The sequence below is a fragment of the Amycolatopsis sp. NPDC003865 genome, assembly GCF_053605345.1.
The window spans coordinates 108217-124588 of record NZ_JBSGJA010000010.1; the positions used below are offsets into that span (position 1 = coordinate 108217).

The 16372-nt window shown below is 72.0% G+C and carries 15 protein-coding genes; 1 reads left to right on the top strand and 14 read right to left on the bottom strand.

Annotated features, from left to right (window positions below; all coding sequences use genetic code 11):
- Positions 1 to 7 precede the first annotated feature (7 nt).
- From ACWEVP_RS24025 to ACWEVP_RS24035, 3 genes are all read right to left on the bottom strand, one after another.
- Complete coding sequence (locus ACWEVP_RS24025; protein ID WP_452064806.1) at positions 8 to 1624, bottom strand: penicillin-binding transpeptidase domain-containing protein; 1617 nt, start codon at positions 1622 to 1624, stop codon at positions 8 to 10.
- Between the two features lie 87 nt (positions 1625 to 1711).
- Positions 1712 to 4879 carry an isoleucine--tRNA ligase gene (ileS, locus tag ACWEVP_RS24030; protein WP_452064807.1) on the bottom strand — a complete coding sequence of 1056 codons (3168 nt, stop codon included), beginning with the start codon at positions 4877 to 4879 and terminating at the stop codon, positions 1712 to 1714.
- A 233-nt stretch (positions 4880 to 5112) separates the two neighbouring features.
- Positions 5113 to 6402: an MFS transporter gene (locus tag ACWEVP_RS24035; RefSeq protein WP_452064808.1), complete on the bottom strand. Its 1290-nt coding sequence runs from the start codon at positions 6400 to 6402 to the stop codon at positions 5113 to 5115.
- A 64-nt stretch (positions 6403 to 6466) separates the two neighbouring features.
- On the opposite strand from ACWEVP_RS24035, the gene ACWEVP_RS24040 reads away from it, so the two are divergent.
- Positions 6467 to 7213 carry an ArsR/SmtB family transcription factor gene (locus ACWEVP_RS24040; protein ID WP_452064809.1) on the top strand — a complete coding sequence of 249 codons (747 nt, stop codon included), beginning with the start codon at positions 6467 to 6469 and terminating at the stop codon, positions 7211 to 7213.
- Here the strand turns inward: ACWEVP_RS24040 and ACWEVP_RS24045 are convergent.
- From ACWEVP_RS24045 to ACWEVP_RS24095, 11 genes are all read right to left on the bottom strand, one after another.
- The gene (locus ACWEVP_RS24045; protein WP_452064810.1) at positions 7210 to 7821 is read right to left on the bottom strand and encodes a hypothetical protein; all 612 of its coding nucleotides are present in this window, start codon (positions 7819 to 7821) and stop codon (positions 7210 to 7212) included. The genes ACWEVP_RS24040 and ACWEVP_RS24045 overlap by 4 nt on opposite strands.
- A gap of 122 nt (positions 7822 to 7943) precedes the next feature.
- A complete protein-coding gene (gene wag31, locus ACWEVP_RS24050; RefSeq protein ID WP_372666975.1) occupies positions 7944 to 8798 on the bottom strand; it encodes a DivIVA-like cell division protein Wag31 in 855 nt (284 codons plus the stop codon).
- A gap of 53 nt (positions 8799 to 8851) precedes the next feature.
- Positions 8852 to 9127: a YggT family protein gene (locus tag ACWEVP_RS24055; protein WP_072477845.1), complete on the bottom strand. Its 276-nt coding sequence runs from the start codon at positions 9125 to 9127 to the stop codon at positions 8852 to 8854.
- A gap of 116 nt (positions 9128 to 9243) precedes the next feature.
- Positions 9244 to 9840 carry a cell division protein SepF gene (locus tag ACWEVP_RS24060; RefSeq protein WP_452064811.1) on the bottom strand — a complete coding sequence of 199 codons (597 nt, stop codon included), beginning with the start codon at positions 9838 to 9840 and terminating at the stop codon, positions 9244 to 9246.
- A gap of 98 nt (positions 9841 to 9938) precedes the next feature.
- Entirely contained in the window at positions 9939 to 10649 is a 711-nt protein-coding gene (locus ACWEVP_RS24065; RefSeq protein WP_452064812.1) for a YggS family pyridoxal phosphate-dependent enzyme, read from the bottom strand.
- Positions 10646 to 11350, bottom strand: coding sequence for a peptidoglycan editing factor PgeF (pgeF, locus tag ACWEVP_RS24070; protein WP_452064813.1), 705 nt, complete (start codon positions 11348 to 11350; stop codon positions 10646 to 10648). The genes ACWEVP_RS24065 and pgeF overlap by 4 nt, the downstream gene beginning before the upstream one ends.
- A gap of 74 nt (positions 11351 to 11424) precedes the next feature.
- The gene (gene ftsZ / locus ACWEVP_RS24075) at positions 11425 to 12726 is read right to left on the bottom strand and encodes a cell division protein FtsZ (protein ID WP_452064814.1); all 1302 of its coding nucleotides are present in this window, start codon (positions 12724 to 12726) and stop codon (positions 11425 to 11427) included.
- Positions 12727 to 12970: 244 nt separating this feature from the next.
- Positions 12971 to 13741: an anti-sigma factor gene (locus ACWEVP_RS24080; RefSeq protein WP_452064815.1), complete on the bottom strand. Its 771-nt coding sequence runs from the start codon at positions 13739 to 13741 to the stop codon at positions 12971 to 12973.
- Complete coding sequence (gene sigK / locus ACWEVP_RS24085) at positions 13738 to 14343, bottom strand: ECF RNA polymerase sigma factor SigK (RefSeq protein ID WP_452064816.1); 606 nt, start codon at positions 14341 to 14343, stop codon at positions 13738 to 13740. The genes ACWEVP_RS24080 and sigK overlap by 4 nt, the downstream gene beginning before the upstream one ends.
- Positions 14336 to 15070, bottom strand: a complete 735-nt coding sequence (locus ACWEVP_RS24090) for a DUF1365 domain-containing protein (protein ID WP_452064976.1) — start codon at positions 15068 to 15070, stop codon at positions 14336 to 14338. Before ACWEVP_RS24090 ends, sigK begins: the two co-directional genes overlap by 8 nt.
- Entirely contained in the window at positions 15064 to 16332 is a 1269-nt protein-coding gene (locus ACWEVP_RS24095) for an NAD(P)/FAD-dependent oxidoreductase (protein ID WP_452064817.1), read from the bottom strand. The genes ACWEVP_RS24090 and ACWEVP_RS24095 overlap by 7 nt, the downstream gene beginning before the upstream one ends.
- Positions 16333 to 16372: the final 40 nt, after the last annotated feature.

Consider the following 16372-nt stretch of genomic DNA (forward strand, 5'->3'; position numbering starts at 1 on the left):
CGAAGCGTCAGATGCCCTTCAGGAACTTCGCCGCCAGGGTGACCGCCGGGCCCGAGTCGTTGGACTCCTCCAGGAGCACCGCGAAGGCCACGTTCCCCCGGTACCCGACGAACCAGCCCGTGGCGTCCGAGCCGTCGCCGAACTGCGCGGTGCCGGTCTTGCCGTAGACCTCCCCCGCGACGCCGGCGCCGCGACCGGTCCCGCTGGTCACGACGGCCCGCATCATCTTCCGCACCTGGGCGAGCACCGCCGCGGGCGGCGGCGAGTAGCCCTTGACGACCGTCGTGTCGAGGTCGTGCCACAGGCGCGGCGTGATGGCCTTGCCGGACGCGACCGTCGCCGCCATCACCGCTCCCCCGAGGCAGCTCGCCTGGATCCGGCCCTGGCCGAACCCGTCCTCGACCTGCTCGTCCTTGCTCGCCGCCGGCTCGACCTTGCCCAGCTCGGTGTCGATCCCCGGGATCTCGTAGTCGGCGTTGAGGCCCAGCTCGTTCGCGGCCTTCACCAGCCCGTCGGCCGGCAGGTCCAGCGCCAGCTGCCCGAACGTCGTGTTGCAGGAGCGCGCGAACGCCGTCTGCAGGTTCGTCGCGCCCAGCTCGAAGCCCTCGTTCTTGACCGTCCGCGTCCCGACCGTCGCGACGCCGGGGCAGTCGACCGGCGACTGCGCGTTCAGGCCGCTCTGCTGGATCGCGGCGACCGAAGTCGCGATCTTGAACGACGAACCGGGCTCGTACAAGCCGTGCAGCGCCTTCGGCTGGTTCCCGGCGGCCGAGTTCTGCGCGACGGCCAGGATGTCGCCCGAGCCGGTGTCGATGGCGACCATCATGGCCGAGCCCTTGAAGCTGTCCACCGCGGCCTGCGCGGAGTTCTGCGCGGACAGGCTCAGGCTCGACGTCAGCGCCTTCGCCTCGCCGTCGGCCTTCCCGAACAGCGTCTCCACGCTCTTCCCGCTGGTGTCGACGCGCTGGACGGCGAAGCCGCTCCCGCTCGCCGCCGTGACCTGCCCGCCGAGCGCCGACTTCAGCAGCGGCGCCGGGTCGCCGTCGACCACGCGCAGGCCGCCGGCCCCGTTGATCAGCAGCGGCTTGCCGTCGCGGTCGGCGACCGCCGTCGTGTCCTGCACCGCGGTGCTGACCACCAGCCGCTGGCCCGCCTCCAGCTTCGGGTGCAGCAGCGACGGCGCCCAGTGCACGAGCCACTTCCCGTCGGCCTGGGTCAGCTCGAACGGCACGTCGTAGGTCCAGTTGCCCGGCTTCAACGCCCACGACACGCTGAACGTGCCGCCGGTCCGCTTCGCCCCGGCCGGGGTCGGCTGGAGCACGGTCAGCTTGGCCACGACCGACCTCGGGTTCAGCGTGTTCCGCGCGTCCCGCAGCGCCACCCCGGCCGCGGGCGCGGCGTCGGTCAGCCTGGCCGCGGCGTCCGGGTTGTTCTCGGCCACGTCCTGCAGGTACTCCGTGATCGCCGAGTGCGGGTCGGCCGCGCCCGGGCTCTCGACGCTCGTCGCGCCGGCTTCCGCCTCGGGCGCCGACCCGCCGTTCAGCACGAAGAACGCCGCGACGACCACCACCACGACGAGCAGCGCGCCGCCGATCAGGATGCCGCGTCTTCTGGCAGGACTCATTTCCGCGATCCCCTCCCCCAAGGAAGCCGCCCACGAAGCGTCGGGGTGGCCGGTCAGGCGCTCACCTTACCGGCCACCCCCGACAAGTCAGGCCTTTTCGACCGCGACCGTGACCTTCGTGCCGTCGCCGACCGTCCCGGCGGAGCCGTCGGCCACCGAGCCGTAGGTCACCGACGTGGAGAGGGTCTCCGAAGCCAGGAACTGCTCGTGCACCCGGGCCGCCTCGACGACGTCGCCGGGCGCGTCCACGGTGAGCGCGATCCGGTCGGCGACGTCCAGCCCGGCGTCGCGGCGGGCCTGCTGCACGACCCGGATCAGGTCGCGGACCACGCCTTCGGCCGCCAGCTCCGGCGTCACCTCGGTGTCGACGAGGACCAGCCCGGACCCGCCGGGCAGCTCGGCCGCCGCGCCGCCGCCCTTGGCGACCAGCCGCCGCTCGAACTCGCCTTCCCGCAGCGTGAGGCCGGCCGCGACCACGGCGCCGCCCTGGAACGACCAGTCGCCCGCCTTGACGGCCTTGATCACGGTCTGGACGTCCTTGCCCAGCCGCGGGCCCGCCGCACGGGCGTTGACCGCGACCTCGAACCCGCCGTGCGCGGCGACGTCGGTGGTCAGCTCGACCGCCTTGACGTTCACCTCGTCGCGCAGGATGTCGGCGAAGGGCGCCAGCGACTCGGCGTCCTCGGCCGCCACGACCAGCGACGACAGCGGCAGCCGCACGCGCAGCTTGTTCGCCTTGCGCAGCGACAGCGCCGACGACGCCACCTGCCGCACCCGGTCCATCGCGGTGACCAGCGCCGCGTCCGCGGGCAGGTCGTTCGCGTTCGGCCAGTCGGTCAGGTGCACCGAGCGGCCGCCGGTCAGGCCGCGCCAGACGACCTCGGTGGTCAGCGGCAGCAGCGGCGCCGCGACCCGCGAAGTCACCTCCAGCACGGTGTGCAGCGTGTCGATCGCGTCCTGGTCGCCGGCCCAGAAGCGGTCCCGCGAGCGGCGCACGTACCAGTTCGTCAGGACCTCGAGGAAGTCCCGGACGGTCTGGCACGCGCCGGCGACGTCGTAGTGGTCCATCGCGTACTCGACGTCGGTGACCAGCTCGTGCGTCTTCGCCAGGACGTACCGGTCGAGCACGTTCGGCGAATCCGTGCGCCACTTGCCTTCCACGCCTTCGGCGTTCGCGTACAGCGCGAGGAAGTAGTACGAGTTCCACAGCGGCAGCACGGCCTGGCGGACGGCGTCGCGGATGCCCTTGTCGGTGACGACCAGGTTGCCGCCGCGCAGGATCGGGCTCGCCATCAGGTACCAGCGCATGGCGTCGGAGCCGTCGCGCTCGAAGACCTCGTTGACGTCCGGGTAGTTGCGCAGCGACTTGGACATCTTCGCGCCGTCCGAGCCCAGCACGATGCCGTGCGACACGCAGGCGCGGAACGCCGGCCGGTCGAACAGCGCCGTCGCGAGCACGTGCAGCAGGTAGAACCAGCCGCGGGTCTGCCCGATGTACTCGACGATGAAGTCGCTCGGGTAGTGGTGCTCGAACCAGTCGGCGTTCTCGAACGGGTAGTGCACCTGGGCGTAGGGCATCGATCCGGAGTCGAACCAGACGTCCAGGACGTCCGGCACGCGGCGCATCGTCGACTTCCCGGTCGGGTCGTCCGGGTTCGGCCGGGTCAGCTCGTCGATGAACGGCCGGTGCAGGTTGTCCAGCCGCACGCCGAAGTCCGCCTCCAGCTCGTCGAGCGAGCCGTAGACGTCGGTGCGCGGGTACGCCGGGTCGTCCGACTGCCACACCGGGATCGGCGTGCCGAAGTAGCGGTTGCGCGAGACCGACCAGTCGCGCGCGTTCTCCAGCCACTTGCCGAACTGGCCGTCCTTGACGTTCTCCGGGTACCAGGTGATCTGCTGGTTGAGCTCGACCATCCGGTCCTTGAACTGCGTCACCGCGACGAACCACGACGACACCGCGCGGTAGATCAGCGGGTTGCGGCAGCGCCAGCAGTGCGGGTACGGGTGGTCGTAGGTCTCGTGGCGCAGCAGCAACGCGCCCTGCTCGGCCGCGGAACCCGTGCCGTTCTTGAGGTCGCGGATGATGTTCGGGTTGGCGTCGAACACCTGCTGCCCGGCGTAGTCCGGCACGGTGGCATCGAACTTGCCCTGCGCGTCGACCGGCGTCACCGGCGTGATGCCGGCGGCGTCGGTGACGACCTTGTCCTCTTCACCGTAGGCGGGCGCGATGTGCACGACGCCGGTGCCGTCTTCGGTGGTGACGTAGTCCGCGGCCAGCACGCGGTGCGCGTTCTCGGTGCCGGTGAAGTACGGGAACGGTGGCGCGTAACGGGTTCCGAGCAGCTCGGTGCCGGTGTAGTGCGCGACGACCGTCGGCTCTTCGCCGAGTTCACGCGCGTACGCGGCGACGCGCGCTTCGGCGAGCAGGAACCGCTTGCCCGGGAAGTTCTCGCTCTCGACGACTACGTAGGCCACCTCGGGGTGGACGGCCGTGGCGAGGTTCGACGGCAGCGTCCACGGCGTCGTCGTCCAGATCAGGAGGTAGGTCCCGTCGAGGTCGTTCCCGTTGTCCTGCAAGCGGAACCCGACCGTGACGGCCGGGTCCTGCCGGTTCTGGTAGACGTCGTCGTCCATCCGCAGCTCGTGGTTGGACAGCGGCGTCTCGTCGCGCCAGCAGTAGGGCAGGACGCGGTAGCCCTCGTAGACGAGTCCCTTGTCCCACAGGCGCTTGAACGCCCAGAGCACCGACTCCATGTACGTGACGTCGAGCGTCTTGTAGTCGTTGTCGAAGTCGACCCAGCGGGCCTGGCGGGTGACGTACTCGCGCCACTCGTTCGTGTAGCGCAGCACGGACTCGCGCGAAGCCTCGTTGAACTTCGCGATGCCCATCTCTTCGATCTCGGACTTCTCCGTGATCCCGAGCTGGCGCATGGCTTCGAGCTCGGCGGGCAGGCCGTGGGTGTCCCAGCCGAAGCGGCGCTCGACCTTGCGGCCCTTCATGGTCTGGTACCGCGGCACCAGGTCCTTGACGTACCCGGTGAGCAGGTGACCGTAGTGCGGCAGGCCGTTGGCGAAGGGCGGGCCGTCGTAGAAGACGTACTCGTTGTCGCCGTGCTCGCCGGCCGGGCGGGCGTCGATGGTCGCCTGGAACGTCCGGTCCGTCTCCCAGTAGGCGAGGACCTGCTTCTCCAGCGCGGGGAAGGACGGCTGCGACGGAACGCCCTCGCCGTCGTCCAGTTGGGCCTGGGGGTACATCCCGGTGCTCCTCGGTTCGTCGCTCTCGTACGGACGACCGGCTCCCGGTCACCCACACGGGGACGAAACGCCTGGCGGCGCACCGCGGTACCACCCCGCTTGCCCGCCGGAGCGGGCCGCTCGTTGAACGGCTGTCACGGGCCGCACCCGTCCGGTTCTACTGAGAGCCGTGAAGCTCGGTTCTTCCGGAGGCTCCCCGGTGATGGCCGGATCGACGCCTTGCTGGTACCAGGTTAACCGGCCCGCGCAACCGGGTTGTCACGAGGGGCACGTACCCACGCCAGCGTCACGCCGATCGCGACCAGCCACAGCACCGCGGCGATCAGGCCCGCCCGGTGCGGCCCGCCCGCGCCGAGCACGGCCACCCCGAACGCGCCACCGGCTTGGCGGGCCGTGTTGTTGATGCCACTGGCGACGCCCGCGCGCCCCGCCGGGACCCCGGCGAGCGCGGCGGTCACGACCGCCGTCGTCAGCACGCCCATCCCGGTGCCGAGCCCGAGCAACGTCGGCACCAGCGCCGGGTAGCCGCTGTTTCCGTTCACCAGCAGCAGGTTCAGCATCCCGAGCGCGCCCAGCGCCAGCCCGGCGACCATCAGGGGCCGCGGGCCGAACCGGCCGGTCAGCCGGCCCGCGACCGGGGCCAGCAGCGACAGCGGGAGGAACAGCGGCAGCACTTCCAGGCAGGCTTCGAACGGCGATGCGTGCCGCGCGCCCTGCAGGTACAGCGTCAGCACGAGGATCGTGCCGATGCCGACGAAGTTCATCGCCGCCGCGACGAAGTTGGCGGCCGCCGTCCGCCGGGCGACGGCCGGCGGCAGCATCGGGTGCGCCGACCGGCGTTCGACGACCAGGAACACCCCCAGCAGGACGACCGCGAGCACCCCGGCGAGCACGCTCCCGCCGATGACCGCGTAGACCCCGGCCCCGAGCGCGGGCGCCGCCGCCGCGATGCCCGCGACGTCGACCCGCCCCGGCCCGCGGCCGCCGCGCGGCACGAGCCGCCGGGTCGCGAAGACGGCCGCCGCCACGATCGGGACGTTGAGCCAGAACACCGGCCGCCAGCCCGCCGCCGCGACGATCGCGCCGCCGAGCACCGGGCCCGCCGCCAGCGCCAGCGCCGACACCCCGGCCCAGATCCCGAAGGCTCGCGCGCGCTCGGCGTGGCCCGGGTGGGCGTTCGTGATCACGGCCAGTGTGCCCGGCAGCAGCAGCGCGGCACCCAGGCCCTGGCCGGCCCGCGCGGCGACGAGCCACGGTGCCGACCCGGCGAGCCCGCACGCGGCCGACGCCGCACCGAACAGCGCGAAGCCCGCCACGACGACCCGGCGGTGCCCGATGACGTCGCCGAGGGCGCCGCCGGTGAGCAGCAGGGCGGCCAGGACGACCGCGTAGCCGTCGACCACCCACTGCAGCGCGGCGAGGTCCGCGCCGAGGCCGGTGCCGATGGCGGGCAGGGCGACGTTGACGACCGTGACGTCCAGCTGCACCAGGAACATCCCGGCGCACATGGTCAGCAGGAGCATGTCCCCAGCAGACCGCGCGGACGCTTCCGTCGCGGTGGAAGTGTGCCGGGGGCATCCTGGGGTGGTGGAAGGCGACGCCGACATCGCCCGCACCGCCGCGCTGTTCGCGGACCCGGCGCGGGTCCGCGTGCTGCTCGCGCTGGCCGACGGCCGGGCGCTGGCGGCGTCCGTGCTGGCGGCCGAGGCCCGGCTGTCCGCGCAGGGCGCCAGCGCGCACCTGGCCAAGCTGCGGGACGCCGGGCTGGTCGTCGCGGAGAAGTCGGGGCGGCACCGGTTCTACCGGCTGGCCGGCCCGGACACCGCGGAGCTGATGGAGACGCTGGCGCGGTTCTCGCCGTCACGACCGGTGTCGTCGTTGCGCGAGGGGACGCGCGCGGAGGCGTTGCGGACGGCCCGGACGTGCTACGACCACCTGGCCGGCCGGCTCGGGGTGGCGGTGACGTCGGCGTTGCTCGACCGGCGGGCGCTGTCCGGCGCCGCGGACACGCGACGGCGTCCGGGTGACCGGATTTCGGCTCCGCTGCGGGAACACCCCTACACGCTGGGCCCGGCGGCGGAGGCGGTGTTCGGCAAGCTGGGGGTGGACCTGGCCGCGGTGGCGGCGGGACGTCGTCCGCTGCTGAGGTTCTGCCTGGACTGGAGCGAGCAGCGCCACCACCTGGCGGGCGCGCTGGGCGCGGCGGTCGCGACGCGGTTCGTGGACGCGGGCTGGGTGCGACGGCGCGGGCGAGCACATCGGGCGCTCCGGCTGACACCGGAAGGAACCCGGGCCCTGGCGGCCCACCTCGGCCTGGGAGATCTTGCCGTTTAGCGGTGCGCGGCCACCAGCGTCGCGTCGGGACTGCAGCGGTCGCACGGGGTGAAGCCGAGCTGGCGGGCTTCGCCGACGCCGATCGGGATCGTGTCGCGGCTGCCCAGCCAGATGCACGTTCTCAGGTGGTACCGGGGGTGTTCGTCGACCACGACGACCTCGTCCTCGAGGTCGTCCAGGACGGCGACGTCGGCCGCCGGTGTCTCTTCTTCGCCCGGCTCGCCTTCGGCGCCGGTCTCCGCTTCGGCCTCGGCCGGTTCCTCCGCCGGAGCCGGTTCGGCCTCGGGCTCGGGCTCGGGCTCGGGCGTGTCGGCCGGGTCACCCAGGTCACCGGCCGCCGGGATGAGGACCGTCTGCTCTTCCTCGGCCGGCTTCTCCGCGGGCTCGGCCGCGGCGGGTTCGGGTTCGTCGGCGGGAGCCGGCTCGGGTTCGGCCGGCGTCGACGCCGTGGACCGGCGACGGCGGCGCAGCCAGTCGGCGACGAGGATCAGCCCCGCCAGCACCGAGAGGCCGATGGAAACCCACGCCCACAGCGAAGACGCCGTGATGAGCGCGGTGACGAGCAACCCCAGAGCCGCCAGTACCAGTACCAGCACGATGTAAAGCACGCTGAATTACAGCACGAACAGGGCAAGATCGTCGGCCGACCCGCCCACGTGCGGTACCGGATCGACTCCGAACCGTGGCCTGCCCCGCCGACCGGGTCGGCGGGGCAGGTTCGGGACGAAACTCAGCCGGCTTCGGCCCGCGGGCCGAACGAGTAGCCCTGGCCGCCGCTGGACGAACCGGACGACTGGCCGGAGCCGGACGAGGCCGACGCCGGGGCCGCGGAGCCGCGGTCGTCGAGCTCGCGCAGCTGCGACTCGAGGAACCCGCGCAACCGCGTGCGGTACTCCCGCTCGATCGTGCGCAGCTCTTCGATCTTCTTGCCCAGCCCGCCCTTCTCGGCGTTGAGGCTGTTCATCGTCTCGGTGTACTTCCGCTGGGACTCGCGCTCCAGCGTGGTCGCCTTGTCGCGCGCCTGGCGCTCCAGGGTCTCGGCCCGGGTCCGCGCGTCGTTCAGCATCGTGTCGACGCGGGTACGGGCTTCGTTGACCATCGAGTCGGACTTCGCCCGGGCGTCCGAGAGCAGCTGCTCGGACTTGGTGCGGGCCTCGGCCAGCATCCCGTCGGACTCGGTCTTCGCCTCGGCGGTCAGCCGGTCGGCCATCTCCTGGGCCAGGCCCAGGACCTTGGCGGCCTGCACGTTCGGCTCGGCGCTGTCGCCGACCATCGAGTGCGCCTGGGTCTGCTCCATGGCGGACTGCGGCGGCGGCACCGGCGCGAGGCGCCGGGACGGCTCTTCGCGCATCGGGGGCGCGCCGACGTTCGCCTTGGCGTTCTCGAGCTCGGAACGAGTCGACTCGAGCTCGGCGTCGAGCTGCTCCATCTGCTGGCGCAGCTCGTTGTTGTCCTCGATCAAGCGGGCCAGCTCGGTCTCCACCAGGTCGAGGAACGCGTCCACCTCGTCCTCGTTGTAGCCCCTCTTGCCGATGGGCGGCTTGCTGAACGCGACGTTGTGCACGTCAGCGGGGGTCAACGACATCAGATCACCTCACGCACTCCATGGCCTGCAGGTCCATCCAAGTTCTTCCCCGATCAACTTGGAGTCGCCAGTTGCATCGCGAAGAACACAACCAGCAGCAGAACCATAATCGACAAGTCCAGTCCGACGCCGCCGATTCGAACCATCGGAATGATTCGCCTGAACAGCCGAACCGGCGGGTCCGTCACTGTGTAGATGGTCTCGAGCGTCACCGCAACCCCCCCGGCCGGATGCCACTCACGCGCGAAGGTCCGGACGAGTTCGATCACGATCCGCGCCGTCAGCAGCAGCCAGAAGGCGAACAGCACGTACCAGACGACCAGCCACACAGCTTCCACGCACCTACTCTAACCATGCATCCCCGCAGAAGACGCTGCCTGAGGGGGTCGACGCCGCATCGGGTCGACAAAATCACGTCTGCTTGCGCTCAGCGGTAACCGCGACTTCAGCCGCGCAGGAACAATCCGCCTTCGGCAATCCGCCGGCGGTCTTCCGCCGTCACGTCCACATCGGGCGGTGAGAGAAGGAACACCTTGTTGGTGACCTTGTCCATCGACCCGCGGAGCGCGAACGCGAGCCCGGCGGCGAAGTCGACGAGCCGCTTGGCGTCCGCGTTCTCCATCTCGGTGAGGTTGATGATCACCGGGATGCCCTCGCGGTAGTGCTCGCCGATCGCCCGCGCCTCGACGTAGCTCGTCGGGTGCAGCGTCGTGATCCGGCTGAGCGGATCACGCAGCGGTGGCCGGACGGGCTCGGTGACCGGGCGCAGGCGCGCCACGGGCTCCGGCTGCCGGTCGACCGCGAGCGCGCCGTGAACGGTGGGCTCGGCTGTGGCCACGGAGCGTGACCTGCTACGGCTGACGGGCTCGTCGTACGTGTCGTCGACGTCGCGGTACCGTGAGCGGGACGGCCGCGGCGCCGGCTCCTCGTAGGAGTCGTAGTCGTCGTCGTAACCGCGCCGGTAGTCGTCCCCGTCGTCGTAGCCGTCGTCGTCCGCGGGCACCATCCCGAAGTAGGCCTTCAGCTTCTGCAGCGCGCTCATGCCTCTCCCTAGCCCTAGCCGCTCCCGCACTGACTCATGTTCCACGCCGTCAGTGCCCCGCCCGGGCGACCACTAAACGTGACGACCGGACGAGCTCCCTACGGCGAGGCTAAACCGCGTCCACCGAGCAACGCGGTTCCGACACGCACACAGGTCGAGCCGTGCGTGATCGCCTGCTCGAGATCATGGCTCATCCCGGCGGAGACGTCTGCGGCATTCGGGTGATCTTTGCGGAGGCTCTCACCGGCGCGGGCGAGCCGTTCGAAGGCGGCGGCGGGGTCGGCGCCGAGCGGTGCGACGGCCATCAGGCCGCGAAGCCGCAGTTCACCCGTGTGAGTGACGTGCTCGGCGAGCGCGCCGAGCTCGTCCAGCGGGCAGCCGCCGCGTTCCGGGTCGTCGTCGAGGCTCGCCTGGATCAGCACGTCGAGGGGTTCGTCACGTATCTGGGCGTCCCGAGCCGCACGCACCGCCTTCGCCAGCGCGTCGGCGAGCCGCGCCGAATCCAGGGACTGCACTTCGTGTGCCCACCCGACCACGGACCGTGCCTTGTTGCGCTGGAGCCGGCCGACCATGTGCCAGCGCAGCCCGGGGACTTCGGCGGCCTTCGGGCCGGCCTCCTGGTCGCGGTTCTCGCCGACGTCCGTGATCCCGAGCTCGGCCAGCAGCGCGACGTCGGACGCAGGGAACGTCTTGGTGATCGCGATCAGCTTGACCTCGTCGCGGGTGCGTCCGGCGGCCCGGCAGGCGGCGGCGATCCGGGCTTCGACCTCGGCGAGGTTCGCGGCCAGCTCGGCCTTGCGGTCGGTCATTCCTCGACCCAGGTGATGCCCGCGATCCGCCCGGTGGTCCCGTCCCGGCGGTAGCTGAAGAGCGTCTTGTCCTCGTTCGTGCACCGCGGGTCGACGCCGATCTTGCCCACGCCCAGGTCCGCGAGCTGCTGCCAGAGCCCGGCGCGCAGGTCGAGGCCGGGCGTGCCCTTGCGGGTCTTGCAGGCGCTGCCCGGGACGTGCTTCTCGACGTCGGCGGCCATCGCGGCCGGGACCTCGTAGCAGTCGCCGCAGATGGCCGGGCCGAGCAGGGCTTCGATGCGGCCCACCTCGGCGCCCGCCTCGCGCATCGCCTCGACGGCCGCGGGGACGACGCCGACGCGTGCGCCGACACGCCCGGCGTGCACCGCCGAGACCACCCCGGCCTCGGCGTCGGCCAGCAGGATCGGGACGCAGTCGGCGACCAGCACCACGAGCGCCACGCCCGGGGTCGCGGTCACCAGGGCGTCGGTCGCTTCCGCGGCCTTCGTCTCCGAGCCGTCCACCAAGGTCGCGGTGCGGCCGTGGACCTGCTCCATCCAGGCCAGCTTGTCCTCGGCGAGTCCCAGCTCGCCCGCCAGCCGCTTGCGGTTGGCGAAGACGTTCCCCTCGTCGTCGCCGACGTGGTCGCCCAGGTTGAAGGTGTCGTACGGCGGCCGTGACGCGCCGCCCGCCCTGGTCGTGACCACTCGCCGAACCCGCACGAATCCTCCTGAACATCGATGAAGGCCACCACCCACGACTCTAGTTCGCGGGCGGTGGCCTTCAGCAGGTGTGGCTAGCGCCGCATGAACGGCGGGACGTCGACCTCGTCGTCGGACGGGTCGTCGTGCACCGGCATCGCGCGGCCCGGCAGGCTGCCCTGCGTGGCGTTCGAGCCGAGCGGCGAGTAGCCGCGCGAGCCGCCGCCCGGCTGCGGGAGCCCGCCCGACGGCGGGTTACCGGTGGCCGAGGGCAGCGGCGAGTGTGACCGCGGCGGCGCGACCGGGTAGCCGGAGCTGCCCGCCGGCGGCACCGGGGTCGCCCCCGACGGCGGCGTCGGCGGGTTCGAGACCTGGCCGGCCGACGCCGACGCGGTGGTCCCCGACGTCCGCGAGCCGAACGCCGGCGGGTCGAGCTTCTTGTGGGTCGGCGCGCCCGCGTCGAACCCGGCCGCGATCACCGTGACGCGGACCTCGTCGCCGAGGGAGTCGTCGATGATCGTGCCGAAGATGATGTTGGCGTCCGGGTGCGCGGACTCCTGCACCAGCGACGCGGCCTCGTTGATCTCGAACAGGCCCAGGTCGGAGCCGCCCGCGATGGACAGCAGCGCACCGTGGGCGCCGTCCATCGACGCCTCCAGCAGCGGCGAGTTGATCGCCTTCTCCGCCGCCTGGATGGCCCGGCCCTCTCCCCTGGCCGACCCGATGCCCATCAGCGCGGAGCCCGCGCCGGACATGACGCTCTTGACGTCGGCGAAGTCGAGGTTGATCAGGCCCGGCGTGGTGATCAGGTCGGTGATGCCCTGGACACCGGACAGCAGCACCTCGTCCGCGGAGCGGAACGCGTCCATCAGCGACACGCCGATGTCGCCGAGCTGCAGCAGCCGGTCGTTCGGGATCACGATCAGCGTGTCGCACTCGTTGCGCAGCTGCTGGATGCCGTCTTCGGCCTGCTTGCCGCGGCGCTTGCCCTCGAAGGTGAACGGGCGGGTCACGACGCCGATGGTCAACGCGCCCAGCTTGCGGGCGATCTGCGCCACGACCGGGGCGCCACCGGTGCCGGTGCCGCCGCCTTCGCCGGCCGTCACGAACACCATGTCGGCGCCCTTGATGACCTCTTCGATCTCTTCGCGGTGGTCTTCGGCGGCCTTCTGGCCGACCTCGGGGGCGGCGCCCGCGCCGAGGCCGCGGGTCAGTTCCCGGCCGATGTCGAGCTTGACGTCGGCGTCGGACATGAGCAGTGCCTGTGCGTCGGTGTTCACCGCGATGAACTCGACACCCTTGAGGCCGACCTCGATCATGCGGTTCACGGCGTTCACGCCGCCACCGCCGATGCCGACCACCTTGATCACCGCAAGGTAGTTGTGCGGGGGCGTCATCGAAGTCCGCCTTCCTGATCGTTGTGCCCGTACAGCCCGCCGGCCGAAGATCAAACCCTCGACCTCAACCCCAGATCGAGAGTTATGTCAACCGCCGACGTTAGGCAGGACGGTAGGCACCAGGCAGGCTCTAATCCAGTAGGCACGCCGTGTGTCGCAAAGGTGTTTTGCCACAACACGTTCGAGCGCGCAAGAGCGAGGAGCCGGGAACACCGCTCCGGCCCGATCTGCTATGGCGCGCCGCTCAGGCCGGTGCGGGCATGCTCATGAGCACCTCGGTGGGCGCGCCGGTGGGCGAACCGCCGGCCTGCTCGACGCTCACCGCGAGCCGGTCCACCGGCCCGACGCCGTCGGCCACGACCAGGCCGCCGTCGTCGGACGCGGCGATCACCCCGGCCGAGCGCGGCGCGTTCCCACCGGTGATCAGCCAGGCCTCGTAGACCTTGCCGCCCGGCTGGGACGGCAGCCCGGTGTCCATCACCATGACGCGGTCCAGCGACTTCGAGGCGATGACGGTGACCCCGCCGCCGATGGGTGCCTCGCCGTGCACGGTCTTCGCGTCGGGGGCCGACAGCAGTGCCGCCACCGGCTCGTAGCGCTGCTTCGCCTGGTCGAGCCGGCTCTGCGCGGACTGCAGCTCCTGCTGCTGCGTGAGCGCGATGCCGCCGAAGACCCCGCCCGCGGCGAGCCCGACGACGGCGGCCGCGGCCGCCACGACGACCGCCCAGCGCGGCGCCCGCGCCGAGCGGCGCGACCGCTCGTGGGGGCCGGGCCGGGTCCGCGGCGGCAGCTGGCGGGTGGCGTGCATGGCCGCCAGCACGCGGTCCTTGAACTCCGGCGGCGGCTCCTCGGCCATCGCCGCGCCGAGCCGGGCCGCGGTCGCGCGCAGCTCGGCGACCTCCTGCGCGCAGGAGTCGCACTGCTCGAGGTGGCGGGCGAACTCCGCGCGCTCGACGTCGTTGACCGCGTCGAGGGCGAAGGCGCCGGCCAGGGTGTGCATTTCGGGCGTGCTCAAGCGGTCACCCCCAGGCAGTCCCGCAGGCGGATCAGCCCGTCCCGCAGCCGCGTCTTGATGGTTCCCTGCGGCGTCGACAGCACTTCGGCCACCTCGCGATACGTATAGCCCTGGTAGTAGGCGAGCAGCACGGACTCGCGCTGCAGATCGGTCAGGAAGGACAGGCACCGGCGCACCTGGGAGCGTTCGAGCCGCGCCGTGACGGACTCGGCGACCTCGTCGAACGGGCGGCCGCGGGCGGCCTCGAAGGTCGCCTTCTGCTCGCGCTCGGTGCTGGCGCGCGCCGAGCGGACGCGGTCGACCGCGCGGCGGTGCGCCAGGGTCATCGCCCAGTTCAGCGCCGAGCCCTTGTCGGGGGCGTACCGCGTCGCGGTGCGCCACAGTTCGACGAGCACCTCCTGGGCGACCTCTTCGGACTGCGCCGCGTCGCGCACGATCCGCCGGACGAGCCCGAAGATCGGCCCGGCGAGCTGGTCGTAGAGCAGCTCGAAGGCCCGCTCGTCGCCCTTCGCGACGCGGACCATCAGCTCCTCCGCCGTCGGGCCGGCCGGGACTTCGGCGGGCACCGGCGCCAGGGGGCGCGGGCGGGCCTGCTCATCCATGCAGCTGTCCTCCGGCGGTCTGCGGGGTGCGCGGCACGACCGCGGCCTTCCGCAGCCACAACGCGACGCCGTGGCGGCGGATCAGCGCGGACACCCGCTGCGGGAGCAGCGGCCGGGCCAGGACGAGCCGGGCCAGCCACCGCGGGTTCACCGGGCGGCGAACTCCCCGCAGCGTAGCGACCAACGGGGTCGAGGTCCCGCGGCGCAACGCCACGGTGAGGTCGAGCAGCGCTTCCGGGCGGGGCAGCCGCATCCGGTACTCGCCGTCCATCTCCTGGAACGGCGAGACGTAGAACTCCTTGGCCGCGCGGGCGAGCCCGGCTTCGTCCGGGCGCAGCAGGTAGGCGTGCCGGCCGCCGTAGGTATTGTGGACCTCGGCGACGACGCACTCGAGGCGGCCGTCCGGGTCGTGGCACCAGTAGACGCTGATCGGGTTGAACACGTACCCGAGCACGCGCGCGGCGGCGAGCATGACGACCCGCCCGCCGCGCAGGTCGACCCCGCGTTCGGCGAGCCACGCGTCCAGCTTCTCCCGGATCCCGCGCGGATCGCCCGCGACGAAGTGGTCGCGGGCGTCGAACCGGGCGAACGGGCGCAGCCACCGCGGCAGCCGCGGCAGGTCGTCCAGGTCGACCCGCCACAGATACACGCGGTGCGCGAAGGCGTGCGGCGGGTCGATCCGCCGCACGTGCGCGACCGTGGCGTCGTAGAGCGCGTTCGTCACCAGGTGACTCCCAGGCTTTCGGCGGCGCGGGCCCCCGACGAGCAGCCGTCTTCGTGGAAGCCCCAGCCGTGGTAGGCGCCGGCGTAGGCGAGCACGCCGTCGTTGAGCTCGGGCAGCCGTCGTTGCGCCGCAACGGATTCCGGCGTGTAGACCGGGTGCTCGTACTCCATCCGCGCGACGAGGTGCTCCTTTTCGGGGCCGTCGCCGGGGTTGAGCGTGACGACGTACCCGGTCGGCTCGTCGAGGCGCATCAGGCGGTTCATGTCGTAGCTGACCTGGACCGCCCCGGTCGGCGCGCCGCAGACGGGCGCGCGGTAGTTCCACCCCGCGCGCGCGTCGGCCAGTGAGGGCAGGACGCTCGTGTCGGTGTGCAGCCAGGCTTCGTTGGCCGAGTAGCGGAACGCGCCGAGCACCTCGCGCTCGGCCTCGGTCGGGTTGGCCAGCAGGGACAGGGCCTGGTCGGCGTGGGTGGCGATGACGACCTTGTCGACGCGGTGGGGGGTGTCGGCGTCGTCGCGGACCTCGGCACCGCCCGCGGTCCGCAGCACCGAGCGCACCGGCGTCGACAGGTGGACGGCGGTGAGCTGCTTCGCCGCGCGTTCGACGTATTCGCGCGAGCCACCGGCGACCGTCCGCCACGTCGGCGAGTTCTTGACGCTCAGCATGCCGTGGTTGCGCAGGAACTCGAACAGGTAGCGCGCCGGGTAGCGGAGGGTGTCGCTGCGGTCGGCCGACCAGACCGTCGACACCAGCGGCAGCATGAAGTGGTCGACGAAGTAGCGGGTGTAGCCGCCGATGGCCAGGAACGCGCCGAGCGTGACGTCGCCGGCGTCGTTCGCCGCCAGCAGCCGTTTGGCGTGCCGGTGGAACCGCTTGACCTCCGCGAGCATCCGCAGGTAGCGGGGCCGCGCGAGGTTGCCGCGCTGGGCGAACAGCCCGGACAGCCCCTTCGCGCCGGCGTACTGCAGGCCGCAGCCGTCGCACCGGATGCTCATCGACATCTCGGTGTCGCGCGTGCGCACCCCGAGCTCGGCGAACAGCCGCAACAGCGTCGGGTAGGTGCGCTCGTTGTGGACGATGAAGCCGGAGTCCACGCCGATCGTGCCCCCGTGCGAGCTCGGCACGTCGTGCGTGTGCGCGTGCCCGCCGAGGCGGTCGTCCGCCTCGAAGAGCAGCACCTCGTACTTGCGTTGCAGCAGGTATGCCGCCGTCAGCCCGGCCACCCCGCTGCCGATGACGGCGATGCGTTCTCCCGTGATCTCCACACCGGTCCTTCGCGGCCGGTCCGGGTTCGGATTGGATCGG

Excerpts from the sequence above, each read along its gene's own strand:
- ACWEVP_RS24025 (WP_452064806.1), bottom strand. The coding sequence starts at position 1,624 with ATGAGTCCTGCCAGAAGACGCGGCATCCTGATCGGCGGCGCGCTGCTC.
- ileS (WP_452064807.1), bottom strand. The coding sequence starts at position 4,879 with ATGTACCCCCAGGCCCAACTGGACGACGGCGAGGGCGTTCCGTCGCAG.
- ACWEVP_RS24035 (WP_452064808.1), bottom strand. The coding sequence starts at position 6,402 with ATGCTCCTGCTGACCATGTGCGCCGGGATGTTCCTGGTGCAGCTGGAC.
- wag31 (WP_372666975.1), bottom strand. The coding sequence starts at position 8,798 with ATGTCGTTGACCCCCGCTGACGTGCACAACGTCGCGTTCAGCAAGCCG.
- ACWEVP_RS24060 (WP_452064811.1), bottom strand. The coding sequence starts at position 9,840 with ATGAGCGCGCTGCAGAAGCTGAAGGCCTACTTCGGGATGGTGCCCGCG.
- ACWEVP_RS24065 (WP_452064812.1), bottom strand. The coding sequence starts at position 10,649 with ATGACCGACCGCAAGGCCGAGCTGGCCGCGAACCTCGCCGAGGTCGAA.
- ftsZ (WP_452064814.1), bottom strand. The coding sequence starts at position 12,726 with ATGACGCCCCCGCACAACTACCTTGCGGTGATCAAGGTGGTCGGCATC.
- sigK (WP_452064816.1), bottom strand. The coding sequence starts at position 14,343 with ATGGATGAGCAGGCCCGCCCGCGCCCCCTGGCGCCGGTGCCCGCCGAA.